20 protein-coding genes are annotated in these 24,697 nt (G+C 72.9%); 12 read left to right on the top strand and 8 right to left on the bottom strand.

Translation table 11 applies throughout. The annotated features are described in order from the left end of the window. Window positions 1-57: 57 nt before the first annotated feature. The gene (gene dacB / locus OG992_RS22660) at window positions 58-1,548 is read right to left on the bottom strand and encodes a D-alanyl-D-alanine carboxypeptidase/D-alanyl-D-alanine-endopeptidase (protein ID WP_323181906.1); all 1,491 of its coding nucleotides are present in this window, start codon (window positions 1,546-1,548) and stop codon (window positions 58-60) included. 512 nt (window positions 1,549-2,060) lie between these two features. Here dacB and OG992_RS22655 point away from each other — a divergent pair. Continuing rightward, window positions 2,061-2,567: an inorganic diphosphatase gene (locus OG992_RS22655; RefSeq protein WP_099849144.1), complete on the top strand. Its 507-nt coding sequence runs from the start codon at window positions 2,061-2,063 to the stop codon at window positions 2,565-2,567. Between the two features lie 31 nt (window positions 2,568-2,598). On the opposite strand, the gene eccD is transcribed toward OG992_RS22655, so the two are convergent. Further along, window positions 2,599-4,002, bottom strand: coding sequence for a type VII secretion integral membrane protein EccD (gene eccD, locus OG992_RS22650; RefSeq protein ID WP_266304245.1), 1,404 nt, complete (start codon window positions 4,000-4,002; stop codon window positions 2,599-2,601). Window positions 4,003-4,103: 101 nt separating this feature from the next. Between eccD and eccCa the strand changes: the two genes are divergently transcribed. The 4 genes from eccCa (at window position 4,104) to OG992_RS22630 (ending at window position 11,092) form a co-directional block, all read left to right on the top strand. Further along, window positions 4,104-8,087: a type VII secretion protein EccCa gene (eccCa, locus tag OG992_RS22645; RefSeq protein WP_266304244.1), complete on the top strand. Its 3,984-nt coding sequence runs from the start codon at window positions 4,104-4,106 to the stop codon at window positions 8,085-8,087. 74 nt (window positions 8,088-8,161) lie between these two features. After that, window positions 8,162-9,502, top strand: a complete 1,341-nt coding sequence (gene mycP, locus OG992_RS22640; protein WP_266304243.1) for a type VII secretion-associated serine protease mycosin — start codon at window positions 8,162-8,164, stop codon at window positions 9,500-9,502. 53 nt (window positions 9,503-9,555) lie between these two features. Continuing rightward, complete coding sequence (locus OG992_RS22635) at window positions 9,556-10,347, top strand: phosphatase PAP2 family protein (RefSeq protein WP_238687050.1); 792 nt, start codon at window positions 9,556-9,558, stop codon at window positions 10,345-10,347. A 37-nt stretch (window positions 10,348-10,384) separates the two neighbouring features. After that, window positions 10,385-11,092 carry a phosphatase PAP2 family protein gene (locus OG992_RS22630; RefSeq protein WP_238687051.1) on the top strand — a complete coding sequence of 236 codons (708 nt, stop codon included), beginning with the start codon at window positions 10,385-10,387 and terminating at the stop codon, window positions 11,090-11,092. Between the two features lie 19 nt (window positions 11,093-11,111). On the opposite strand, the gene OG992_RS22625 is transcribed toward OG992_RS22630, so the two are convergent. The 6 genes from OG992_RS22625 to OG992_RS22600 all read right to left on the bottom strand — a co-directional run bounded on the left by OG992_RS22625 (window position 11,112) and on the right by OG992_RS22600 (window position 16,459). After that, on the bottom strand, window positions 11,112-12,290 hold the full coding sequence (locus tag OG992_RS22625) for a MarP family serine protease (RefSeq protein ID WP_238687052.1): 1,179 nt from the start codon (window positions 12,288-12,290) through the stop codon (window positions 11,112-11,114). Window positions 12,291-12,353: 63 nt separating this feature from the next. Beyond that, a complete protein-coding gene (locus OG992_RS22620) occupies window positions 12,354-13,046 on the bottom strand; it encodes a CoA pyrophosphatase (RefSeq protein WP_238687053.1) in 693 nt (230 codons plus the stop codon). Further along, window positions 13,043-13,735, bottom strand: a complete 693-nt coding sequence (locus OG992_RS22615) for a TlpA disulfide reductase family protein (protein WP_266304242.1) — start codon at window positions 13,733-13,735, stop codon at window positions 13,043-13,045. The genes OG992_RS22620 and OG992_RS22615 overlap by 4 nt, the downstream gene beginning before the upstream one ends. Next, on the bottom strand, window positions 13,732-14,520 hold the full coding sequence (gene nth / locus OG992_RS22610; protein ID WP_266304241.1) for an endonuclease III: 789 nt from the start codon (window positions 14,518-14,520) through the stop codon (window positions 13,732-13,734). The genes OG992_RS22615 and nth overlap by 4 nt, the downstream gene beginning before the upstream one ends. A gap of 41 nt (window positions 14,521-14,561) precedes the next feature. Then, on the bottom strand, window positions 14,562-15,740 hold the full coding sequence (locus OG992_RS22605) for a CapA family protein (RefSeq protein ID WP_238687056.1): 1,179 nt from the start codon (window positions 15,738-15,740) through the stop codon (window positions 14,562-14,564). Between the two features lie 11 nt (window positions 15,741-15,751). Beyond that, window positions 15,752-16,459 (bottom strand): adenosylcobinamide amidohydrolase, encoded by a 708-nt coding sequence (locus OG992_RS22600; protein WP_266304240.1) that lies wholly within the window; start codon window positions 16,457-16,459, stop codon window positions 15,752-15,754. Between the two features lie 143 nt (window positions 16,460-16,602). On the opposite strand from OG992_RS22600, the gene OG992_RS22595 reads away from it, so the two are divergent. The 7 genes from OG992_RS22595 (at window position 16,603) to OG992_RS22565 (ending at window position 24,608) form a co-directional block, all read left to right on the top strand. After that, complete coding sequence (locus tag OG992_RS22595) at window positions 16,603-17,280, top strand: Crp/Fnr family transcriptional regulator (protein ID WP_007466162.1); 678 nt, start codon at window positions 16,603-16,605, stop codon at window positions 17,278-17,280. Window positions 17,281-17,392: 112 nt separating this feature from the next. Beyond that, window positions 17,393-18,136 (top strand): metallophosphoesterase, encoded by a 744-nt coding sequence (locus OG992_RS22590; protein WP_238687058.1) that lies wholly within the window; start codon window positions 17,393-17,395, stop codon window positions 18,134-18,136. Window positions 18,137-18,644: 508 nt separating this feature from the next. Continuing rightward, complete coding sequence (locus OG992_RS22585; protein WP_210780790.1) at window positions 18,645-19,250, top strand: TetR/AcrR family transcriptional regulator; 606 nt, start codon at window positions 18,645-18,647, stop codon at window positions 19,248-19,250. A 37-nt stretch (window positions 19,251-19,287) separates the two neighbouring features. After that, window positions 19,288-20,085: a TIGR03084 family metal-binding protein gene (locus OG992_RS22580; RefSeq protein ID WP_266304239.1), complete on the top strand. Its 798-nt coding sequence runs from the start codon at window positions 19,288-19,290 to the stop codon at window positions 20,083-20,085. Beyond that, window positions 20,082-21,758, top strand: coding sequence for an acyclic terpene utilization AtuA family protein (locus OG992_RS22575; protein ID WP_266304238.1), 1,677 nt, complete (start codon window positions 20,082-20,084; stop codon window positions 21,756-21,758). The genes OG992_RS22580 and OG992_RS22575 overlap by 4 nt, the downstream gene beginning before the upstream one ends. Then, entirely contained in the window at window positions 21,755-22,951 is a 1,197-nt protein-coding gene (locus OG992_RS22570) for an acyl-CoA dehydrogenase family protein (RefSeq protein WP_266304237.1), read from the top strand. The genes OG992_RS22575 and OG992_RS22570 overlap by 4 nt, the downstream gene beginning before the upstream one ends. 55 nt (window positions 22,952-23,006) lie before the next feature. Further along, window positions 23,007-24,608 carry an acyl-CoA carboxylase subunit beta gene (locus OG992_RS22565; RefSeq protein ID WP_266304236.1) on the top strand — a complete coding sequence of 534 codons (1,602 nt, stop codon included), beginning with the start codon at window positions 23,007-23,009 and terminating at the stop codon, window positions 24,606-24,608. The last annotated feature ends 89 nt before the right edge of the window (window positions 24,609-24,697 follow it).

The following is a 24,697-nucleotide window of genomic DNA, read 5'->3' as shown; positions in this document are numbered from 1 at the left end:
GGCTCGCGCCCTCGATCGACACCGGTGGCGACCGCGTCACCCCCCGACCGGCGACTGTCAGCCGCAGCCGCAACCGGCCAGCGCTGCGGCGATCCGGTCCAGTGCCGGCTGGGCGGTGTCCCGGTCACCCGGCACCTTGTCGGTGAGCACCGCGAAGGTCAACAGGCGACCATCGGCGGTGGTTACCAGGCCCGCGACGGAGTGCACGCCGGTCAGGGTGCCGGTCTTGGCCCGGACGCTGCCCGCGCCCGCGGCAGTGCCAGCGGCGTTGCGGTAGCGCTCGTTCAGCGTCCCGGACCAACCGCCCACCGGCAGACCACCGAAGACGCCGGCCAGCTCCGGATGGTCCGGACTGGCGGCCAGGCGGATCAGATCGGTCAGCAGCGACGGGCTGATCCGGTTGAGCCGGGACAGGCCGCTGCCGTCGGAGACGCTGATCTCGTCGGCGGGCAGGCCCAGCTCCGCCACCTCGGCGTCCATGGCGGCGGCGCCACCGTCGAAGGAGGCGGGCTGTCCGCGGGCCAACGCGACCTGCCGGGCGAGCGCCTCGGCCACCAGGTTGTCGCTCTCGCTGATCATGACGTCGACGAGCCGGATCAGCGGCGGGGACTGCACCACGCCCAGTTCGGTACCCGGTGCCGGGCTGGCGCCGGTCGCCGCCTGAGGCGGGGCAGCGCCCCGCTTCACGGCGGAGGTCGGCACCCCGAGCAACCGGGCGAACGCCTTGCCGGCGGCCAGGTCCGGCTCGGCGAACCGCTGGGCGGACCCGTGCTCGACGCCCGGGTCGGTACGCGCGCCGTCGGTCATCAACGCGGTCATCGCGCCGCCCGAACCGCCGGTGGGGATGTCGTCGTCCCAGCCGGGGCCGTAGACCGGGCCGGAGTAGACCGAACCGTCGACCGTGACACTGGTCGGGGAGGTGCCGCCGAGCGCGGTACGCACCTGGGCGGCCAGGTCGTCGAGGCGCGCCGCACCCGGGTAGTAGCCCTTCTTGTTGATCGCGAGGGTCGGGTCGCCGCCCCCGACGATCACCACCTCGCCGGCCTTCGCGCCGGCCACGGCACGGGTGGGGATCCGGTAGCCGGGGCCCCGGGCCGCCAGCACCGTCACAGCGGTCGCCAGCTTCGTTACCGAGGCGGGCACCGTGCCGTCGTCCGCCCCCTTGGCGAACAGCGTCTGACCGGTGATCACGTCGGCGACCGAGACGTTCACCCGGTCGCCCAGGGCGGCGACGCCGACCAGTGGATCGAGCACGGCCCGAACCCCGTCCGGGGTGGGCACCGGGGCGTTCGAATCCGGGCCACCCAGCACGTCCGACGGGGCGGGCTCCGGAGTCGCGCCGACCGCGTTCGTCCCGGGCCCGGCGTCGTCGCCCAGCCACCCGGCGACCGGGCCGGGACGGGTGATCACGACCGCGACGCTGGCGAGCACCAGCAGGAGCACGGCGGCCAGCAGCACCGGCAGCCGCCTCCGGCGGCGCGTCGCGGCGGCTGCCGGTGCGGGCGTGGCGTCGGCGGGCGCCGGCAACGCGGAGATCGGTGGGCCCACCGGGGGGACCCCGCCAGTGCCGGGGGCGGTCGGCGCGGGACCGAACGACGGGCTGACCGGCGCAGGACTGACCGGGACCGTGGCACTGCCGCGTGGCGGGCCGCTCACCGGTTGCTCACCGCCGGCTACCGGGAAGTGACCCGCGTTCGGAGCGGGCGACGCCGGCCCGGCCGGCGGGCGCCAGGGCAGCGGCGGGGGCCGCTCGGGCACCGTTTCCGGTGCCGGGGTCGGAGCTTCGGGAGCTCGTGGGAGGTGCGCCTCCGGCACCGGGACCCGTCCCTTGGCACTGCCGGAGCCGGATCGTCCGGTACCGTGCGCGGAGCCCCCGTCCGGGCGGTAGTGTGAATCTTCCCTCCCCACGACCCCCTCCTCCCCCAGCGAAAATCGGCTTGGGTGACACTACTTCGGTCCGAAGACTATGCGGCGGCCGGAGTCGGCGGGTGGGCATTCACCTGTCCGGAGGGCCGCCAGTGGTTCCGTTAGCCAGCGTGGGCAGACGAGGGAGCGTGCAGATGGATTTCGACGTGACGGTTGAGATCCCCAAAGGTCACCGGAACAAGTACGAGGTGGACCACAAGACCGGCCGGATCCGGTTGGACCGCACCCTCTTCACCTCCACCCAGTACCCGGCCGACTACGGGTTCATCGAGGGCACCCTCGGCGAGGACGGCGACCCGCTGGACGCGCTGGTGCTGGTCCCCGAGCCGACCTTCCCGGGCTGCCTGATCCGCTGCCGCACCATCGGCATGTTCCGGATGACCGACGAGAAGGGCGGGGACGACAAGGTCCTCTGCGTGCCCTACGAGGATCCTCGCCAGGAGCACCTGCGCGACATCCACCACCTCGGCGAGTTCGACCGGCTGGAGATCCAGCACTTCTTCGAGGTGTACAAGGACCTGGAGCCCGGCAAGTCGGTGGAGGGCGCGACCTGGGTCGGCCGCACCGAGGCCGAGGCCGAGATCCACGCCTCCTACAAGCGAGCCAGGGACGCCGAGGCGCGCGGCGAATCCATGCACTGACGAACGCTGACGCACCGGGCCCGGGGGCCGCTCAACCGAGCAGCCCTCGGGCCCGGTCGTACAGGTCGAGCACCGCGCAGGCGATCGGCACCACGGCGACCACCAGGGCCGTGTCGGTGAGGTCCGCGATCCTCCCGAGGTACGGCGAGACCGGCCGGCGGGCGTACCCGGTGCCGCTGGCGACCGCCACCAGGGCCAGCGCCGCCCCGCCCAGGATCAGCACCAACCGCCCGGTCTCGTCGGCCCGGCCGACCAGCACGGCACCCAGCGCCGCGTAGCCGGCCAGCCCGGCGAGCACCGTCGGCACCCGGTGTCGCAGCGCCACGAACAGCCGCGACCGCAGCAGCAGCACCGCCGAGGTAACCGCCACCAGCACCCGACCGGCAGTGCCACCGACGACCACGAGGACCACAGCGGTGGCCACCACCAGCAGGGCGTGGCCGATCAGCATCCCCGTGAGCATCTCCTCGGTGCGGATCACCGCAGCGTGCACCCGGCCCCGGTCCGGCAGGTCCCGGACCCGCTCCGGCTCCTCCGCCGAGGTGGTGGCCGGCAGGGTGATCGGCGGCAGGGGCAACTTGCCCAGCCGGATGGCCAACAGCGGAATCACGCCGACGGCGAAGACCAGTGCGCCGAGCAGCACCGCCGCCGTACCGGCCGTGGTCATCAGCAGCCCACCGAGCGCGGCCGCCGCACCGATCAGGCCGACAGTGACACCGGCCACGAAGACCCGCAGCCGACTGGCCACCCCGAGGAGACCGATCAACGCCGCCAGCAGCAGCGCGACCGAGCCGGCCAGCAGTTCGGGGGCGCCGACCCAGCGGGCCGGCCCGATCGGCCCGACCGGGTCGCCGGAGCCGACGGCCAGGGCACCGGCAGTGAACGCGTAGGGCAGCGCGTAGCCGCCGAGCGTCGCCCCGGCGGCGCCGTCGCCGTTGGCACGGGAGGCGACAGCGCCGGCCACGGTGAGCACCAGCGCCACCGCGACGGCCGCCAGCCAACCGACCCGGTGCGTCGGGCCACCGGCGAGCAGCGCGAGCAGTCCAACCCCGAGGGGTACGGCGGCACCTGCCAGACCCGCTGCCCGGGTGGCGGTGGGCGACCAGGCGCCGCCACGGCGGCGGGCACCGTCGACGATCGCCTCGATGACGTCGTCGTACTCCAACTCGGGCCAGTGCGCGCGGGCCGGCACGAGGTGCAGCACCTCACCGTCGCGGACCCCCTGCGGCAGCAGCGCCTGTGCGGTCACCAGCAACGCCCCGTCGGTGCGGCGGAGCACCCAACCGCCGTGCTGCTCGCCGTCGTCGGCGAGCCCGACACCGGCGTGCCGGAGCACGTCGGGCAGCAGCTCAGCCAGGGGCACCTGCTCCGGCAGGGCGACGTCCACCCGTCGTTGCGGCGCGCTGATGGTGACGCGTGCCAGCCCGGTAGTCATCGACTGGTCTCCATATCGACTGGGATCGGAGGCTGCGCGGACGACAGGACTTTACCTACCATGAGCCAGGCTCGGGTTACCCAGCGCTGTCAGGAGGCCGAGTGTCCACCGTCGTCATCAAGCGTCCACCGCGCCGACCAGCGCCGGAGATTCCCGCCGGTGAGCTGTCGGTCGACGCGCCGCCGGAGATTCCCGTGGTGACCGGCGGGCGATGGCAGCAGCTGCTCATGCTGCTGCCCATGCTCGGCGGCACTGTCGCGATGGCGATGATGTTCGGCCGGGGCGGTGGGGCCTACTCGTACGTGGTGGGCGGCATGTTCGGGCTCTCCTCGTTGGCGATGCTGGTGACGTCCTGGGGCAGCGCCTCCGGCACCCCGAAGAAGTCCGAGATGATGGCCGCCCGCAGGGAGTACCTGCGTCACCTGGCCACGCTGCGGCGGCGGGTCCGGCGGACCGCGGGCCAGCAACGGGCCGGGCTCTTCTACAGGCATCCGGATCCGGGCCGGCTCTGGTCGACGGTGGACAGCCACCGGGTCTGGGAGCGGCGCCCCGCCGACCCCGATTTCGCTGTGGTGCGGGTCGCCGTCGGGCCACAGACACTGGCCACCCCACTGGTCCCACCGGTCACCCGGCCGCTGGAGGAGCTCGAGCCGATGACCGCCGGCGCGCTACGCCGCTTCCTGGACGCGTACTCGGTGGTGCCGGACCTACCGGTGGCGCTGTCGCTGCGCAGCTTCGCCCGGGTGCACGTACGATCCGCCGGCCGCGCCCGGGCGACCACCCCGACCACCGGCGGGCCACCCACCGGCGACCCGGCGGCGCAGGCGCTGGTCCGGGCCGTGCTGACCCAGCTGGCGGTCTTCCACGCCCCCGACGAGCTGCTCGTCGCGGTCTGCGCCGGGCCGGAGCGCCGCGCCTGCTGGGAGTGGGTGAAGTGGCTCCCGCACGCCCACCATCCCGGCCGCACCGACGCGCTCGGCCCGGTACGCCTGGTCACCAGCTCGGCCGCCGAGTTGGAGTCGTTGCTGGCCGACGTGCTGGCCACCCGGTCCCGGTTCAGCCCGGCCGGCCCGGCCACCGACGGCCCGCACGTGGTGGTGGTCCTCGACGGCGGCGACCTGACCGGTGCCAGTGACCTGACCGGCGACGGCGGCATCGACGCGGTAACAGTGCTGGACCTGGACACCCCGCCGCCCCGACTGCTGGACCGGTACGCGCTGCTGCTGGAGTTGCACGGCCGGCGGCTGCACTCGCGGTCGTCCGACGGGCACGCCGAGGTGGGCACCGCCGACCAGTTGGACCTGGCCGACGCCGAGGCGGTCGCCCGACGGTTGGCGCCGCTGCGGCTGGCCGGCGCGGCCCGCGGGCCGGACGCTCCGCTCCAGGCCGACCTGGGCCTACCCGAGTTGCTCGGCCTCGGTGACCCGGAGAGCTTCACTGCGGAACAGGGCTGGTTGCCGCGTTCGGCACGAGACCGGTTGCGGGTGCCGATCGGGGTGGGCGCGGACGGCGGCGCCATCGAGCTGGACCTCAAGGAGTCCGCCCAGGACGGCATGGGCCCGCACGGCCTGCTCATCGGGGCGACCGGCTCCGGCAAGTCCGAGCTGCTCCGCACGCTGGTGCTGGGGCTCGCCGCCACGCACAGCTCCGAGCAGCTCAACTTCGTGCTCGTCGACTTCAAGGGTGGCGCCACCTTCACCTCGTTCGACCGGCTGCCGCACACCGCGGCCGTGATCACCAACCTGGCCGACGCGTTGCCCCTGGTCGATCGCATGGTGGATGCGATCAACGGGGAGTTGGTCCGCCGCCAGGAGTTGCTGCGGCGGGCCGGCAACTTCGCCAGCGTGCGCGACTACGAGCGGGCCAGGGCGGCCGGCAGCCCTCTCGCCCCGCTGCCGTCGTTGCTGCTGATCTGCGACGAATTCTCGGAGCTGCTCTCCGCCAAGCCCGACTTCATCGACCTGTTCGTGCAGATCGGCCGGCTGGGCCGGTCGCTCGGCGTGCACCTGCTGCTCGCCAGCCAGCGCCTGGAGGAGGGCCGGCTCCGCGGGTTGGACACCCACCTCTCGTACCGGATCGGGTTGCGCACCTTCTCGGCGCTGGAGTCCCGGACGGTGCTCGGCGTGGCGGACGCGCACGAGCTGCCCCGCTCACCGGGCCACGGCTACCTGCGTGCCGGCACCGACCCGCTGGCCCGCTTCAAGGCCGCGTACGTCTCCGGTGCCGTCCGCCGTCGGGCCGCTCCGGGTGGCGTCGCCGCCGAGGGGGGCGCGCGGCTGCTCACCTTCACCACCCACGTCGTACCGGTGCCCGAGCCGGCGGTCCCGGTCGTGCCCGTCGTGGCGGAGGAGGAGGGCACCAGGACGCTGCTCGACCTACTGGTGGACCGGCTCGTCGGGCAGGGCCCGCCGGCGCACCAGGTCTGGCTCCCGCCGCTCGGCCAGCCACCGGTCCTGGACGAGCTGCTCGGTCCGGTCGAGGTGCACGCGAAACGCGGGCTGACAGTGGGCAACCCGGAGCTGCACGGGGCACTCGGCGTGCCGATGGCGGTGGTGGACAAACCGTTGGAGCAGCGCCGGGACCTGCTCTGGCTGGCGCTGGACGGCGCCGCCGGGCACGTCGCGGTGGTCGGTGCGCCGCAGAGCGGCAAGTCCACAGCCCTGCGCACGCTGATCTGCGCGCTGGCGCTCACCCACACACCGGCCGAGGTGCAGGTCTACTGCCTCGACTTCGGTGGCGGCGGGTTGGCCGCGCTGCGCGACCTTCCGCACGTCGGCGGGGTGACCGGCCGCGCCGACCCGACCGCCGTACGACGCACCGTCGGCGAGATGACCACCCTGCTGGTCGACCGGGAACGCCGCTTCGCCGAGCTGGGCGTGGAGTCGATGGCCGCGTACCGGCAGCGTCGAGCGGCAGCGGGGACGGCCGGCCAGCCGGGCGCCGACCCGTACGGCGACGTGTTCCTGGTGATCGACGGGTGGACCACCATCCGCGGCGAGTACGACGACTTGGAGCCGCTCGTCACCGACCTGGCCACCCGGGGTCTGTCGTACGGGCTGCACGTGGTCGCCACCGGGCTGCGCTGGCTGGATTTCCGCCCGGCGATCCGGGACCTGTTCGGCTCCCGGCTGGAGTTGCGCCTCGGTGACCCGGCCGACTCGTTGGTGGCCCGGCGTGCGGCCGCCAACGTGCCGGAGCGCTCCGGCCGAGGGGTGACCGCTGAGGGCCTGCACTTCCTCACCGCGCTGCCCCAGCTCGGTACCGCCGGCGGAGACACCGCCGATCTGGTCAAGAGGGCCGCCGGCGGGTGGGCGCGTTCCCCGGCGCCCCGGGTGCGGCTGCTCCCGCCGGTGCTGCCGTACGCCGATCTGGATCTCGCCTCGACGACCGGGCTGCGGCTGCCGATCGGGATCGCGGAGGCGGACCTGCGCCCGGTGTCGCTCGACTTCGCCACCGAGCCGCACTTCGTGGTCTTCGGGGACTCGGAGTGCGGCAAGTCGTCGTTCCTGCGCGCGCTGGCCACGTCGATCATCACCCGGTTCACTCCCGAGCAGGCCCGGGTGATCCTCGTCGACTACCGGCGCAGCCTGCTCGGTGCCATCGAGACGCCACACCTGATCGGGTACGGCACCGCGGCGGCACACACCGCCGACCTGGTCGAGTCGGCTGCCGGTTACCTGGAGCGGCGGGCTCCCGGGCCGGAGGTCACCCCGCAGCAGCTGCGGGACCGGTCCTGGTGGTCCGGGCCGGAGCTGTTCGTGCTGGTGGACGACTACGACCTGGTGGCGGCGGGGCCGGCGAACCCGTTGCGCGCACTGGAGGAGCACCTGCCGCACGCCCGGGACATCGGGCTGCACCTGGTGCTGGCCCGACGGTCCGGTGGGGCGAGCCGGGCCCAGTACGAGCCGATCGTGCAGCGCCTGCGGGAGCTGTCCACGGCCGGCCTGGTGATGGCGGGCAGCCCCGAGGAGGGCGCACTCGTCGGGCCGGTGCGCCCCGGACCACTGCCGCCGGGGCGTGGTCGGTTGGTCACCCGGCGGGAGGGCGTACGCCTCGTTCAGCTGGCACAGCTGCCGCCACAATGACCTGACTCGCCGGTTCTTCCCGTGACGGGTGGGGAAACCGGTAATCTCCGATCGTCATGGTTCCGTCGGGATGAATGGCTGGGTATGTGACTGGGGTGCGGTACAGCGGTCCGTCGACGGCCCGACGAGCGACCGGCCGGGCGCTGCTCGGCGTGGCCGCGGCGCTTGCCGTCGTGGCCCCGACCGCGGCAGCCGTGCCGGTCGCCGCGCCCACAAACGGTGGACAGCTCGCCGGCGCGCCGATGGCGTTCGCCCCCGGTGACGCCATCGCCCGCACCGATCAGGTCCGCGACGAGCAGTGGCAGCTCGACGAGTTGCAGGCCGAGACGGCGTGGCGCAGTTCGACCGGCCGGGGCGTGACAGTGGCGGTGGTCGACTCCGGAGTGGACGGCAACCACCCCGACCTGGTTGGCCAGGTGCTGCCCGGCAAGGACCTGGTCGGCCCCGGTGGTGCGCCGGGCCCGGATCCGGTGGGTCACGGCACCACCGTCGCCGGCCTGATCGCCGGGCGCAACGACGACAAGCGGGGCGTGGTCGGCCTCGCACCGGACGCCAGGATCCTGCCGGTCCGCGTGCTGGACGAGGAGAACCGTTACGACGACGCGCTGATCGTCGCCCAGGGGGTCCGCTGGGCGGTGGACAACGGGGCCCGCGTGATCAACCTGTCGCTGGGCGGCAGCGGCGACAGCCCGGCCCTGGCCGCCGCCCTGGACTACGCGTTCGTCCGGGACGTGGTCGTGATCGCCTGCACCGGCAACCTGGCCACCTCGACCAGCACCAAGGTCTGGTACCCGGCTCGGGAGCCGGGTGTGGTCGCGGTGTCCGGTCTCGAACGCAGCAGCGACAACATGTGGTCCGGCTCGATCACCGGCCGGGCGACGGTGCTCACCGCTCCCGCCAGCGGGCTGGTCGGCGCCAAGCCTCCCGGCGGGTACTGGCGGGTGCAGGGCACCAGCTTCGCCGCGCCACTGGTGGCGGCGACCGCCGCGCTGGTCCGGTCCCGCTATCCGCAGATGCCCGCGGGTGAGGTGGTCAACCGGTTGTTGGCCACCGCCCGGGACCTGGGCCCGACCGGGCGGGACGACCGCTTCGGGTACGGGGTGGTCGACCCGGTGGCCGCGTTGACCGCTCAGGTGCCGCCGGTTAGCGCCAACCCGTTGGACGACCAGACGTCGCCGGGCGTGACCGGTTTCGGTCCGGCGCCCGGCTCGGTCGACGACGATCCGGTGGCCGGTGCCGGTGCCGATCCACTCGGTCTCGCCGCGTCCGGTCAGCAGAGCCGCTGGACGGCTCGGGCGGCGGGCGGTCAGGACACCTCCGCCCCGCGGCAACTGTGGACCACTGTCGTGTTCCTCGTCGCTCTGGTCGGTGGGGCGGCACTGGTGGTGCGTCGGCTGCGCCAGCGGACTCGTTGATCGAGGCCGACCGGCAGGCCTGACCGGCTTCCCGGCCGGGTAGAAACGGACCCATGAGTACGCACCGGCCGCCCACCCTCGCCCCTACCGCCCGGCCGTCCTGGCGCCACCGCCGATTCGACAGGGACCACGCGCTGGGTCTGCGGCTCACTCTCGCCGCCACTGCGGCGTTCCTGGTGCTGGTGCCGTTCGCGCTGCTCACACTGCTGGTGCTCGGCGTCTGGGCACCGCTGCACCGGCTGGACACGGCGGTCACCGACGCGTTGCACGGCTACGCCCAGGATCATCCGGCCTGGGTCTTGCTGATGCGGGTCTGGACCGAGGTGTTCGCACCGATGCCACTGCGCGCCGTCGCCCTGCTCCTGGTGATCTGGCTGCTGCGCCGGGGAGCCCGCCGGCTGGCCCTCTGGGCGGCCACCACAATGGTCGTCGGCGGCTTGGTCGGTCCGCTGCTCAAGTTGCTGGTCGGCCGGGACCGGCCGGAGTTGTTGGACCCGGTGGCCCGGGCCGCCGGCTACTCGTTCCCCTCCGGGCACGCGCTGAACGCCACCCTGGCCGCCGGGGTGCTGCTGCTGGTGCTCCTGCCGTACGTCGGGCGGGGGGCGGCGCGGGCCGCGCTGTGGGTGGCGGCGGTCCTGCTCACAGTGGTGACCGGGCTGAGCAGGGTGACGCTGGGCGTGCACTTCACCAGCGACGTGGTGGGTGGATGGTTGCTGGGTGTGGCAGTGGTCGCGGCTACCACCGCCGCGTTCACCAGTTGGCGGGCACACACCGGTCTGCGGCCGGTCCGGCCGACCCGCGACGGCGTCGCTCCCGAGGTCGAGCGGCACCCGGGAGCGGCCTGAGGAGTGACGAAGAGGTCGGCCGGGTACTGGCCGACCCATGTCCGAGACCGTGGTCCAGATCGTCCGGCGGGTGCTGCTGCCGGTGTCCCTCCTGCTCGGGCTCATGGTGCTGCTCGGGGTGCTGGTCACCCGGGTGTTCGCCAGCACCTGGCCGTTCACGGTGGAGGACGCGGTGAACCGCGAGCTGGCCGCTGACCGCACCGGCGACTGGAACAACGTCTCGCTGGTGTTCAGCACGCTGGCCAGCACCCAGATGATCGTCGTGGTCACCGTGCTGGTGGCGTTGGCGCTGCGGCTCTGGCTGAAGCGCTGGCGTGAGCCGCTGTTCCTGTGCGCGGCGGTGACCGCCCAGGCGCTGGTGTTCCTGCTGACCACACTGGCGATCGACCGACAGCGGCCAGCGGTGGAGCACATGGACGTCTCACCACCCACGTCGAGCTTTCCGTCGGGGCACACCTCGGCTTCGGTGGCGCTCTACGTCGGCATCGCCGTGCTGCTGGCGCTGCGGGCCCGGAGCACCGGCGCGAAGGTCGCCTGGTGGACGCTGCTGCTGACGGTGCCGCTGGGCGTGGCGCTGACCCGGATGTACCGGGGAATGCACCACCCGAGCGACGTGGTGGCGTCCTTCCTCAACGGCGGCACGTGCGTCGCCATCATGGCCCGCGCGGTGCTGGACCGGGGGCTGCGGTGGGGGCGGGCGAAGCTACCGACCGTCGGGCGTCGCGCCCTGCCGGCTCAGGGCTGAGCCGGCCCCGCAGCGCCGCTCAGGTGCACTCACCGGTGGCGACCTGCCGGTTGCGTTCGGCACCGGCCAACGCCACCGGGCGGGCCTCGGCCGCCGTCACGGCGAAGCCGGTGTTCGGGTCGTCGGACGCCGCCGCGAAGATCACGCCGAGCACCAGACCGTTGGCGGAGAGCAGCGGACCGCCCGAGTTCCCGCTGCGCACCAGCGCCCGGATCGTGTAGATCTCCCGGGTCACCTCGGTGGACGAGTAGATGTCCGGTCCCTTGATCCGGTCGACGTCGCGGACCCGCGCCGACTGCGCGTTGTACGGGCCGTCGAGCGGGAAGCCCAGCACGATGGCGTCGGAGCCGCTGCCCGCGTTGCCGGCGGCGAACCGCAGGGACGGCCCGGGCAGCCCGGGCACGAGCAGCACCGCGAGATCCCGGTTCGGGTCGTAGACCACCACCTTGCCGTCGTACCGCTCACCGCCCAGCTCCACGGCGACCGAGCGGGTGCCGGCCACCACGTGCGCGTTGGTCATCACCCGGTCGTCCGCGTACACGAAGCCGGAACCCTCGATCCGGCGTGAGCAGCTGGGCGCGGAGCCGAGCACCTTCACGACCGACTGCTGACCGCTGACCACGATCTGCGAGCCGGCCAACGCCGGGTCCGGCGGGTCGACCTGCCGGGCCCGGGTGGGCGCGAGGTCACCGAAGACGTCCGGGAACCCGTCGGTGTCGACGGTGTCCTCCAGTGCCGTGGACAGCTGGTGGGCCTGCTCCGGCAGAACCTGGTTGACCACCGTGATCAACGCGCTGTTGCGGACCGAGGCGGCGAGCCAGGGCACCGAGGACGAGCCAAGCGGCACGGCGACCAGCCAGGCGAGCAGGAGCACCGCGAACAGCGAGACGAGCGCCCCACCGACGTCGTCGGCCCGTTTGCCCACGTCGCTGGTGATGGTCTTACGCAGGTGCGAGCCGAGCCAACCGGCGAGTGCCTGCCCGACCACCGCCAGCCCGAAGATGGCCACCAGCGAGATCAGCACACGGGTGCCGGCGTCCACGAACTGTCTGGCGAACAGCGGCCCGAGCTGGAGACCCAGCAGCAGGCCCAGGAAGAAGCCGGACAACGACGTGACGCCGATGACGAAACCCTGGCGGTATCCGCTGATCGCGAACACGAGCATGAGCAGCAGCAGGACGAGATCCACGACGGACACGGGTCAAGCGTACGGGCAGTGTGCCCACTGGATGACCATCGCTTGCGGATGGTGACCGTGCGGTCAGCGCAGGGCGTTCTCGTCTGCCTCGTCGGTGCCGGCGGACGGTGCCGGTGTCGCCCCGGTCGGCGGAAGCTCCACCACCCGGCCGCGCGGCCATGGACGGGCCCAGCCGCCCATCTCGAGCAGTGTGGCGAGCACCCCGGCGGTGAAGCCCCAGACGAGCATCCCGCGCGCCGAGAACGCCGGCCCGATCCAGCCGCTCGGGTGCCGGACGCGCAGTCGGTTGGCCGGATCGACCAACTCGCTGACCGGCAGGCGGGCGACGTGCGCCACCTCGGCCGGCTCCCGTGGGTGCACCGGGTGCGGGTCGTGCCACCAGGCGAGCACCGGCGTGACCACGAAGTCGCTGACCGGGATCCACAGTTTCGGCAGCTCGGCCAGCACTGTCACGCTGGCCGGGTCGAGGCCCACCTCCTCGTTCGCCTCGCGGAGGGCGGTGGCGCGGACGTCGGCGTCCTCCGGGTCGGCCGCACCCCCGGGAAAGGCGGGCTGGCCGGCGTGGTTGCGCAGGGTGGCGGCGCGTTGCAGGACCAGCACGTCGGGACCCGCGCCGGGCTGCTCGCCGAGCAGCACCAGCACGGCGCTCTCCCGACCGCCCTCGGCCGGAGTGGTCAGCCGGGTGAAGTCCTCGGCGCGGGCGGTGCCCAGCCGGGTCAGCAACGGCTGGGTCCAGTCGGGGGGCCGACGGGTCACGCCGGCACCGCCAGGCCCAGGTGCTGACGGACCAGCGTGGCGAGCTTGGTGTCGTCGAGAGCGCCGCTGGCGTCGACGTGCCGGACCTGACCGTCGGCGTCGACGAAGAGGGTCAGCGGAATGGCGTTGCGCTTCAGCTCGCGCTGTAGCGCCTCGCCCTGGTCCACCAGGATCGGGAACCGGACGCCGAAGTCCTCACCGATGGACTGCGCGCCGCCCCGGCTGTCCCGACTGTTGACCCCCACCACCTGGAGCTGACCGGCGGCCCGCTCGCTGAGGCGCTGGAAGGCGGGCAGCTCCTTGCGGCAAGGCGGGCACCAGGAAGCCCAAACGTTGATCACCGCCGGCCCGGCCACCTCCCGCAGCACGACCGGGGCACCGCCGGTGAAGCAGGAGAGCGTCAGCTCCGGCAGCGCCGACCCACCGGCGGCGCGAGCCGTCGAGCCGGACGTTCCGGAGGCCGTCGGGCCCGAGCCGGGCGACGCCGGAGTCGCCGTTGCGGGGGTCGCCGTGCCGGCGCCGGGCGACGTTGCCGTGGGCGCCGTGCTCAGCGTGGCGCAGTCCCGGAACGGGGATGGTCGCTCGGCGGCGGCCGGGCGGGGGGCCGGCTCGTCGTCGGCGGTGCCGCTGGTGCAACCGGTGACCGCCAGCAGCAGCGGCAGGACGGCGAGGGCGAGTCGGCGGTTCACGGCACCTCCGCCGCGATCGCCTGCGCCGGCACCAACTCCGGGTCGACTCCGGCAGCCACCGCGAGGTCGCGCGCCCGAGGGCCCTTGAGCAGCTTGGCTGCGGCCGCCGGCTCGGTCGGGCCGGTGCCGTACGAAGGGCAGAGCTTGGCGAGCGTGCAGGCGCCGCAGGCCGGCTTGCGGGCGTGGCAGACCCGTCGCCCGTGGAAGATGATCCGGTGCGACAGCATGGACCAGTCGCGCTTGTCGTACAGCGCGCCGATCGCGTGCTCGATCTTGACCGGGTCGGTCTCGGTGGTCAGCCGCCACCGGTGGACCAGTCGCTGGAAGTGCGTGTCGACTGTGATGCCCGGGACGTCGAAGGCGTTACCCAGGATCACGTTGGCGGTCTTGCGGCCGATGCCGGGGAGCGTCACCAGGTCGACGAGCCGGCCCGGGACCGTGCCGTCGTACCGGTCGAGGAGGGCCTGACCGAGCTTGAGCAGTGAGTCGGTCTTGTTGCGGTAGAAGCCGGTGGGCCGGATCAGCTCCTCCATCTCGCCGCGGTCGGCGCCGGCGTACGCGGCAGCGCTCGGGTAGCGGGCGAAGAGCTTCGGGGTGACCTCGTTGACCTTCTTGTCAGTGCACTGCGCGGACAGGATCGTGGCGACGGCCAACTCCAGAGCGTTGGAGTGGTCCAGCTCACAATGCGCGTCGGGATGCGTCTCGGCCAGCACCCGGCCGATCTTGCGGGCACGGCGTTTGCGCCCGAGATCGGTCTCGCTGGCACCGGGAGGGCTACTGGTCACGACGGTCAGCCTACGTCGCACCCCGGACGCTCCTCGTCGGGTCAGCCGGCCGTCGGCGCCGAGATCTTCCCCTGCCCGTCGAGGCGAGCGCCGCCCTTCGGGAAGTCGGCGCGGCTCAACTCGGTGACCAGGCCCAGGCCCCGGTCGTCCGGGTCCATGGTCGGCTTGCCGGCGGAGTTCATGTACGTGGAGGTGAACGAGCCGGCGGCCCAGCTGCCGTCCGGCTTGAGCGACACCTTCAGGACCCCGCCCCAGCCGAGCCGGCCGTCGTTGCTCAGCGAGTTGCCGCCGCCAGCGAAGTTGCCCAGGCTGTACGCGATCAGGCGCCCCTTGTAGAACTCCATCCCACGCAACACGTGCGGGCCGTGCCCGACGATCAGGTCGGCGCCAGCGTCGATCATCGCGTGCGAGAACTTCACCGGGTCGCCCCGGTTCTCGCCCAGGAACATCTCGGTGCCCGGCTTCACCCGGGTCTTGTCGACGCCCTCGCCACCCATGTGCACCTGCACCACTACCAGGTCGGCCATGGTGGCGGCCTTGGCGACCACCGCCTTGGCCTTGTCGATGTCGACGAGGCTGTTGGACCAGACGTACGACGAGAAACCGGCGACGGCGACCTTGACGCCCTTGACGTCGACCACTGTGATCTCGTTCGGTGCGCCGGTGTGCTCCAGGTCGTACTTCTTCAGGGCCTTCTGGGTGTTCTCGTAGCCCTTGGGCCCATAGTCGTAGCCATGGTTGTTGGCCTGGTTGAGCAGGTCGAAGCCGGCGTCGCGCAGGTGGGCTGCGTACTCCGGCGGGGCGCGGAACTGGAAGCAGCGGGTGGAGTTCGCCCCGCACTTGCCGGTGCCGGTGTCGACGGTCAGCGGCTCTTCCAGGTTGCCCATCACCAGGTCGGCCTTGAGCGCCTCGGTGACCGAGTTGAAGAAGCCCTTACCTCCGGCGGCGGGCAGCCGACTGGGCGCGTTCCCCATGATGATGTCGCCGGTGGCGGAGAGCGAGATCGCGCCACCCTGACCGGACGATGCGGGCCCGGTGGCCTTCGGGCCGGCCGTGGAGACCGGCGCGCCGGTGCCACCACCTCCCGCGCCGGGCTGCCACACGGGTGCCTCACCACCGGAGTCGGCACAGCCGGCCACGAGGAGGGCGGCCAGCAGCGCGGCGAGGCCGAGGGCGACGCGGCGACGCGGGCGGGACGCGAGGGGGGCGGGAGCGTACATCGCCCGCGACCCTACCGGTCGTTAAACGCGCCGACGACAGCCGATCGGTTGGACTTTGCGTCCCTGAGCTGGTCGGACCACGGCACGACCGGCCGCGAACCACCGGCGAGCACCGCCGCGTGCACCGCTCGGGCGAGCGGGGCCCCCCAGGTGGAGCGCGGCCCGCCGTACGCGGCCTCCGGCCCGTCCACCGGGCAGAGCACTGTGACCGCGTCGGTGGGCGTGCCGGTCCCCGGAACCCCCAGCTCGGTGATCGCCTGGGTCTTCGCCTCGGTCGCGGTGGCCACCGCGTTGACCAGTGCCGAGTCGGCGAGCCGGGCCGGCACGTACACCACGATGTTGACGGTGCCGACGCGTTCGGTGAGCACGGCCGGCGTCGGAGCGGCCGCGGGCACCGGCGTGCCGAGCCCGACCGTCGCCCAGGCCCGCACCCCGGCGTCGGTTCGCGCCACCACCTCTGTCACATCGACGCCGGTCAGCAGACCGACCCCGGGCCCGTCGAGGGCCATCTCGGCGGCGAGCGAGGCCAGGTGGGCCGCGGGGTCCTCCCGGTCGTACGACATCGGTACGGTCGCGTTCAACACCCACCGCCGGAGCCCGATGCCACCGCCCAGCGGAGCACTGCTGATCGCCCGCAGAGGCACGTCCGCGCGCCAGACGAGCAGCGGGACATGTAGCCCGTCCTCGGCGCGGCTGGTCAGAGTCGGCTCGCTCAGCACGTCGGGCAGGTTACGCCCACCGATCAAGATTCCAGGGGCGACCTCTGATTCATGCTCACGTGCGCCTAGACTTGGCGGCGCGCGAGGGGATCAGCGGACGGCGGCCCCGGCCGACGGACGGCACGCGCAACCGGAGGTGCGCAATGGACGAGGTACTGGCCCGCAGCGGGATCTTCCAGGGTGTTGACCCGGAAGCTGCCGAGGCGCTTGCCAAGGAGATGGAGACGATCGAGGTCCGCAAGGGCGAGATCGTTTTCAATGAGGGCGAGCCCGGTGACAGCCTCTACATCCTGCTGTCCGGGAAGATCAAGGTTGGTCGCCGCGCAGCGGACGGCCGACAGAACCTGATCGCGGTGATGGGGCCGTCGGACATGGTCGGTGAGCTGTCGCTCTTCGACCCGGGTCCGCGTACGGCGACCGCCACCGCGGTGACCGACACCCGGCTGGTGCGGCTGCGCAAGCAGGCGCTGCGGCCGTGGCTCAACAACCGCCCGGAGATCGCCGAGCAGTTGCTCCGGGTGCTCGCCCGGCGGCTGCGTCGGACCAACGACTCGCTCGCCGACCTGATCTTCACGGACGTGCCGGGCCGGGTCGCCAAGAACCTGCTCCAGATGGCGGGCCGCTTCGGCACCCGCGACGGCGGCGTTCTGCGGGTGACCCACGACCTCACCCAAGAGGAGATCGCTCAGCTCGTCGGCGCGTCCCGGGAGACCGTCAACAAGGCGCTGGCCGACTTCGCCTCGCGTGGCTGGCTGCGGTTGGACGGCAAGAGCATCATCATTCTGGACCCGGAGCGCCTGGCCCGTCGCGCCCGCGTCTGAGCAGCACCCGACGTCCCCGCCCGCCGTCACCGACGGTGGGCGGGGACGTTTGCCGTCTGCCTGACGCAGAATCGCTGGCCTGGAGGCGGGGCCCCCGGTGAGTGTGGGGCGCATGGTGAACCGAGTAGCGGTGCTCTCCGACATCCATGGTGTCCTGCCGGCGCTGGAGGCCGTACTGGCCGAGCCGGACGTCGCCACCGCCGATCTGATCGTGCTCACCGGTGACATCGCCGCGGGCCCGCAACCGGTCGAGGTGCTGGACGTGCTCGCCGGCCTGGGCGACCGGGTGTGCTGGGTCGGCGGCAATGCCGACCGCGAGCTGGTCGAGGCCCGGTCCGGCCGCCCTGCGTCGATCGAGGTGTCGAACTGGGCCGCCGGGCAGTTGCGCGACGACCAGGTGGCCCGGCTCGCCGGGCTGCCGGCGACGGCGACGCTGGAGATCGACGGCCTCGGGCCGACGTTGTTCTGTCACGCCACGCCCCGCGACGACGAGGAGGTAGTGCTCGTCGACTCCCGGATGGCGCGCTGGGTGGAGGTGTTCGACGGTCTCCCCGCCGAGGTCTCCACGGTGGTCTGCGGCCACACGCACATGCCGTTCACCCGGCTGGTCGACCGGCGTCTGGTGGTCAACCCGGGCAGCATCGGCATGCCGTACGGGGGCGCGGGCGCGTGGTGGGCGCTGCTCGGGCCAGGCGTCCAACTGCGCCGCACCGCCTTCGACGTGGACGCGGCCTGCGCCCGGGTGGCGGCCGAGTCGACCTTCCCCGACGCCGCCGCCTGGGCCGACGAGTACCTGCGCTCCCAGCACAGCGACGTCGACGCGCTGACCGCGTTCGGCCCCCGCGACGGCCGCTGAGCAGGCACTGAGCCGGCCGCCGGGCGGCGGGCGGCGGGCCGCGGACGGCGGACGGGCGGACGGGCGGACGCCGGGCGGCGGACGGCGGACGGCGGACGGCGGACGGCGGGCGGCGGGCGGCGGACGGCGGACGGCGGACGGCGGACGGCGGACGCCGGGCGGACGGGCGGGCGGACGCCGGGCGGACGGGCGGGCGGCGGGCGGGCGGGCGGGCGGGCGGCGGAATGCCACTCTGGGAGCCTTTGGAGCTGAATCGTTTGCGGCATCAGCCGTAGGTGATCGGCAGGCCGATGCTCGAACGAGGTCGACGGGCACGGTCGACGGGCACGGTCGACGGGCACGGTCGACGGGCGATTCGTTTGTGACATCAGCTCCAAAGCGCGACGAGCCACCCATGCCGACCTCCCGCCCCGCCCCGCCCCGCCGCCCCACCGCGAGCCACCGGAGCGTCACCAGCTCAGAAAAAGTCAGTCTTGACTGTTTGTTTCGTAGGCAGCAGGCTGTCTCCGTGCCCACCTCATCGACGCGTGTCCCTCAGCAGGAACGCAGCCGCGCCACCCAGGCCCGGCTGCTGGAGGCGACAGTCGACTGCCTGATCGAGCACGGTTGGTCCGGCACCACGACCACAGTCGTCGCGGCGCGGGCCGGTGTTTCGCGCGGGGCACAGCTGCATCACTACCCGACGAAGGCGGCGCTGGTGACGGCCGCCGTGGCCCATCTGGCCGAGCGCCGGGCCGACGAGTTGCGTACCGAGGCCGAGGCGTTGCCGGCCGGCCCGCAGCGGTTGGACCGGGTCGTCGACCTGCTCGCCGTGGCGTTCACCGGGCCGCTGTTCGTGGCAGCGCTGGAGCTCTGGGTCGCCGCCCGCACCGATCGGGAGCTGCGGGACGCCCTGGTGCCGCTGGAGGCGACTGTCGGGCGGGAGATGCACCGGCTCACCGTCGCCCTGCTCGGTGTCGACGAGCGTCGACCCGGTGTCCGCGAAGCGGTGCAGGCCACGCTCGATCTGCTCCGTGGGCTCGGGGTGGCCAACCTGCTCAGCGACGACTCCGCCCGCCGGGCCGCCCTGTTGACCACCTGGAAGCGCCAGCTCGCCACCCTGCTCACGCCCTGACCGCCGGCCGCACCGGCCACCACCGACCGGAGGCACCATGGTCGACCTCAGCGACCTGCTCACGGACCTGGCCGACGAGTCCGCCCAATTGGACGCCCTGGTAGCGCCCCTGCCGGTGGCCGACTGGGCGAGGCCGACCCCCGCGCCGGGCTGGAGCGTCGGGCATCAGATCGCCCACCTCGCCTGGACCGACCACGTAGCGCTGTTGGCCGCGACCGACCCCGAGGCGTTCTACGCGACTGTCACCGCCGCGCCAGACGTGACCCGGCTCGTCGACGTCGGCGCCGAGGAGTTCCTCGCCCCGCCGGCCGAGCTGCTTGCCCGTTGGCGGGCCGGGCGCACCGCGCTCGTCGACGCACTGGCCGCCGTTCCGGCCGGTGGCAAACTGCCGTGGTACGGCACCCGGATGTCGGCCACCTCGATGGCCACCGCCCGGATCATGGAGACCTGGGCGCACGGCGCGGACGTGGCCGACGCCCTCGACGTAGTCCGCCCCGACAGCGACCGACTCCAGCACGTGGCGCACCTGGGCGTGCGTACCCTCGGGCACGGCTTCGCCGCGCACGGCCGGGAGGCACCGACGGCGCCGGTGCGGGTCGAGCTGGTCGGGCCCGACGGGGAGGCCTGGAGCTGGGGTCCGCCGGACGCCGCCGACCGGGTCAGCGGCCCGGCTCGGGACTTCTGCCTGCTGGTCACCCAGCGCCGACACCGCGCGGACCTCGCTCTGGTCGCCACCGGACCGGTCGCCGACGAGTGGCTCGACGTGGCGCAGGCCTTCGCCGGGCCGCCGGGTGAAGGCCGGCAGCCGGCCGGCGGGATCGGGGTACGGGCATGATCCGCATCGGCAACGCCTCCGGCTTCTACGGCGACCGGTTCACCGCCTGGCGGGAGATGCTCGACGGCGGTGAGCTGGACGTACTGACCGGCGACTACCTCGCCGAGTTGACCATGCTGATCCTCGCCCGGGATCGCCTGCGCGACCCCGACCTGGGCTACGCGAAGACGTTCCTGCGGCAACTGGAGACCTGCCTCGGCACTGCCCTCGACCGAGGGGTGCGGATCGTGACGAACGCCGGCGGGCTCAACCCGGCCGGCCTGGCCGCCTCGATCGAGAAGCTCGCCAACCGGCTCGGCCTGCCGACCCAGGTCGGGTACGTCGAGGGCGACACGATCCAGCGACCGGACGCGTTGAGCGCCAACGCCTACCTCGGCGCGTTCGGGATCGCCGCCTGCCTCGACGCCGGCGCGGACGTGGTGGTCACCGGCCGGGTCACCGACGCGTCGCTGGTGGTCGGCCCGGCCATCTCCCGGTACGGGTGGGGCCGCGACGACCTCGACGAGCTGGCCGGGGCCACCGTCGCGGGGCACCTCGTCGAGTGCGGCGCGCAGGTCACCGGCGGCAACTTCAGCTTCTTCACCGAGCTGCCCGACGGCGGTCATCGGCCCGGGTTCCCGATCGTCGAGGTGCACCCCGACGGCTCCTCGGTGGTCACCAAGCATCCGGGCACCGGCGGCGCGGTCACGGTGGATACTGTCACCGCCCAACTGCTCTACGAGATCGGCGGGCCCGCGTACCTCGGGCCGGACGTGGTCACCCGACTGGACACTGTGACGCTGCACCCCGACGGGGCGGACCGGGTCCGGGTCTCCGGCGTACGGGGAACGCCGCCACCGCCCACGCTCAAGGTGGGCGTCAACAACCTCGGCGGCTTCCGCAACTCGATGACGTTCGTTCTCTGCGGGCTTGACATCGAGGCGAAGGCGGCACTGGTCCGGGGGCAGGTCGAGGAGGCGGTGGGCAAGGACGGGCTGGAGTTCACGCTGGCCCGGACGGACCACCCGGACGCCGCCGACACCGAGGCGGCCAGCGCCCTGCTGCACGTACACCTGCGCGACAGCGACAAGGCGCGGGCCGGGCGGGCGTTCTCGGCCGCCGCTGTGGAGTTGGCCCTGGCCTCGTACCCGGGCTGCACGCTGACCACGGTGCCCGGTGACGCGACACCGTACGGCGTCTTCACCGCCGACGCCGTGCCGCAGGGCGCGGTGGCGCACGTGGCGGTGCTACCCGGTGGCGAGCGGGTGCCGATCGCTCCGCCGATCCGCACCGCCCCCACCTCGCCGGACGAGTCGGCCCCGGGTGGTGACCCGGCGGTCGGCGGCCCTACCCGGCGCGGGGCGCTCGGCGAGGTGGTCGGCGCACGATCCGGGGACAAGGGCGGGGACGCCAACCTCGGTGTCTGGGCGCGTTCCGACGGCGGGTACGCGTGGCTGCGGACCTGGTTGACAGGCGAACGGCTGGCGGAGCTGGTGCCCGAGACCGCTCCGCTGTCGGTGCGGCGTTACGAGTTGTCCAACCTGCGCGCCGTCAACTTCGTGATCGAGGGCCTGCTCGGCGCCGGGGTGGCCGCGTCCACCCGGTTCGACCCGCAGGCCAAGGCACTCGGCGAGCTGCTGCGCGCCCGGATCGTCGACCTGCCGGCCGACCTTGCGACGGGGGGATCCCGATGAGCATCGTGGACACTCCGGAGCGCCGGCAACTACGCGAGCTGACCCGGGCGTTCGTGACCCGGGAGGTGTTGCCGCACCTGAACGACTGGGAGCGGGCCGGCGAAGTGCCTCGGGCGCTGCACGCGACCGCCGCGAAGCTCGGTCTGCTCGGCATCGGCTTCCCGGAGTCCGTCGGTGGCAGCGGCGGTGACCTGCTCGACTCGATCATCGTGACCGAGGAGCTGATCCGCTCCGGTGGCTCGTCCGGGCTGGTGGCGGCCCTGTTCACGCACGGGATCGCGTTGCCGCACATGGTCGCGGCGGCCGGTGCCCGCACCGGTGGCTCGCTGGGCGGCCGGCTCGGTGGCGTCTCGTCCCCGGCCGACGACAGCCTGATCGAGCGGTACGTGCGGCCCACGCTGTCCGGCACGATGATCGGCGCGCTGGCCATCACCGAGCCGGACGGCGGTTCGGACGTGGCCGGCATCCGCACGACCGCCCGCCGTGACGGCGACCACTACGTGGTGAACGGGTCGAAGACGTACATCACCAGCGGGCACCGGGCCGACTTCGTGACCACCGCGGTGTGCACCGACTTCCCCGGCAGCGGTGAACTCACCCTGCTGGTCGTCGACAAGGGATCGCCCGGGTTCACGGTGGGACGCCGGTTGGAGAAGCTGGGCTGGCACTGCTCGGACACCGCCGAGCTGTCCTTCGCGGACGTGCGGGTGCCGGTCGCCAACCGGATCGGCGCGGAGAACACCGGCTTCCTGGCGATCATGCAGCACTTCGCGGCGGAACGGCTGTCGCTGGCGACCCAGGCGTACGCGACAGCGCAGCGCTGCGTCGAGTTGGCGGTGCGCTGGTGCCGGGACCGGGAGACGTTCGGGCGTCCGCTGGCCAGCCGGCAGCTCATCCGGCACCGGTTGGCCGAGATGCACACCCGGGCCGAGGCGGCCCGGTCGTACGTGCACGGGGTCGCGGGTCGGGTGGCGGCTGGCGAGCCGGTGGTGACCGAGGTGGCGATGGCGAAGAACGTGGCGGTGGCCGCCTGCGACCACGTCGTCGACCAGGCGTTGCAGTTGCACGGCGGGTTCGGCTACCTGCGCGACGCCGAGGTGGAGCGGCACTACCGCGACGCGCGGATCCTCGGCATCGGTGGCGGCACCACCGAGATCATGAACGAGATCATCGCGAAAGGCATGGGCCTGTGAGCGCGAGGAGTGAGCCGGGTCTGCGAGTCCCGCAGTCGCGAATGAAGGAGGCACGGTGACCACACTGGACAGCGCAGTCGACCCGTCCGCGCCCTCGTACCTGGCGAACCGAGCGGCGTTGCTGGAGCGGTTGACCGAGTTGGACGCCGCGCTGGACCAGGCGCGGGCGGGTGGTAGCGACAAGTACGTGACCCGACACCACGCGCGCGGCAAGCTGCTCCCCCGGGAGCGGATCGAGCTGCTGGTGGACGCCGACAGCCCCTTCCTGGAGTTGTCGCCGGTCGCCGCGTACGGCTCGGACTTCCCGGTCGGGGCCAGCGTGGTCACCGGCATCGGGGTGGTCGAGGGCGTGGAGTGCCTGATCGTCGCCAACGACCCGACGGTACGCGGCGGCGCTGTCAACCCGTGGTCCCTCGCCAAGACGCGGCGGGCTGGCGAGATCGCCCTGGCCAACCGGCTGCCCATGGTCAATCTGGTGGAGTCGGCCGGGGCGGACCTGCCCACCCAGGCGGAGATCTTCATCCCCGGTGGTCGGGTGTTCCGTGACCTCACCCGGCTCTCGGCGGCCGGCATCCCCACTGTCAGCGTGGTCTTCGGCAACGCCACGGCCGGTGGCGCGTACGTGCCGGGGATGTCCGACCACGTGATCATGATTCGGGACCGGTCACAGGTCTACCTGGCCGGTCCGCCGCTGGTGAAGATGGCGACCGGCGAGGTCACCGACGACGAGTCGCTGGGTGGCGCGGCGATGCACGCCGGCACGTCCGGGCTCGCCGACTACCTGGCCGCCGACGAGCGGGACGGCATTCGGCTGGCCCGGCAGTGCGTCCGCCGACTGAACTGGCGCAAGCAGGGCCCGTCGCCGCGGACGGCGGTGCCGCAGCCACCGAAGTACGACCCGGAGGAGTTGCTCGGCATCACCAGCGCCGACCTGAAGGTGCCGTTCGACCCGCGGGAGGTGCTGGCCCGGATCCTGGACGGCAGCGACTTCGACGAGTTCAAGCCGGCGTACGGGGACGCGCTGGTCACCGGTTGGGGTGAGCTGCACGGTTACCCGGTGGGGGTGCTGGCGAACGCCCGAGGGGTGCTGTTCAGCGCTGAGGCGCAGAAGGCGGCCCAGTTCATCCAGCTCGCCAACGCCTCGAACACCCCGTTGATCTTCTTGCAGAACACCACCGGCTACATGGTGGGCACCGAGTACGAGCAGCGCGGCATCATCAAGCACGGCGCCCTGATGATCAACGCGGTGTCGAACTCGACGGTGCCGCACCTGACGGTGAACCTGGGCGCCTCCTACGGGGCGGGCAACTACGGCATGTGCGGCCGGGCGTACGAGCCGAGGTTCCTGTTCACCTGGCCGAACGCGAAGTCGGCGGTGATGGGCCCGGCGCAGCTCGCCGGGGTGCTGTCGATCGTGGCCCGGCAGGCGGCTGCCGCACGAGGGCGCGACTACGACGAGGATTCCGACGCGGCGATGCGTTTGATGGTCGAGCAGCAGATCGAGTCGCAGTCCGGCGCGCTCTTCCTCTCCGGCCGGCTCTACGACGACGGGGTGATCGACCCCCGGGACACTCGGACCGTCCTCGGGCTCTGCCTCTCGACGATCCACAGCGGACCGGTGAAGGGCGCCGACGGTTTCGGCGTCTTCCGGATGTAGACCGTGAGCGCGAGGAACGCAGCGAAGCGGAGTCCCGCAGTCGCGAACAAAAGGCAGGCACCGTGAGCGCGAGGAACGCAGCGAAGCGG

It is taken from the genome of Micromonospora sp. NBC_00362 (assembly GCF_026342155.1).
Taxonomy (GTDB): Bacteria; Actinomycetota; Actinomycetes; order Mycobacteriales; family Micromonosporaceae; genus Micromonospora; species Micromonospora hortensis.
Note: the sequence above shows the minus strand (reverse complement) of the source record. Positions and strands in the feature narration are given on the sequence as shown.

Coding starts and splice junctions, on each gene's coding strand:
- eccD (WP_266304245.1), bottom strand. CDS start 4,002: ATGACTACCGGGCTGGCACGCGTCACCATCAGCGCGCCGCAACGACGG.
- OG992_RS22635 (WP_238687050.1), top strand. CDS start 9,556: ATGAGTACGCACCGGCCGCCCACCCTCGCCCCTACCGCCCGGCCGTCC.
- OG992_RS22590 (WP_238687058.1), top strand. CDS start 17,393: ATGGTGAACCGAGTAGCGGTGCTCTCCGACATCCATGGTGTCCTGCCG.
- OG992_RS22655 (WP_099849144.1), top strand. CDS start 2,061: ATGGATTTCGACGTGACGGTTGAGATCCCCAAAGGTCACCGGAACAAG.
- OG992_RS22605 (WP_238687056.1), bottom strand. CDS start 15,740: ATGTACGCTCCCGCCCCCCTCGCGTCCCGCCCGCGTCGCCGCGTCGCC.
- OG992_RS22570 (WP_266304237.1), top strand. CDS start 21,755: ATGAGCATCGTGGACACTCCGGAGCGCCGGCAACTACGCGAGCTGACC.
- OG992_RS22595 (WP_007466162.1), top strand. CDS start 16,603: ATGGACGAGGTACTGGCCCGCAGCGGGATCTTCCAGGGTGTTGACCCG.
- OG992_RS22580 (WP_266304239.1), top strand. CDS start 19,288: ATGGTCGACCTCAGCGACCTGCTCACGGACCTGGCCGACGAGTCCGCC.
- OG992_RS22575 (WP_266304238.1), top strand. CDS start 20,082: ATGATCCGCATCGGCAACGCCTCCGGCTTCTACGGCGACCGGTTCACC.
- mycP (WP_266304243.1), top strand. CDS start 8,162: ATGGCTGGGTATGTGACTGGGGTGCGGTACAGCGGTCCGTCGACGGCC.
- OG992_RS22630 (WP_238687051.1), top strand. CDS start 10,385: ATGTCCGAGACCGTGGTCCAGATCGTCCGGCGGGTGCTGCTGCCGGTG.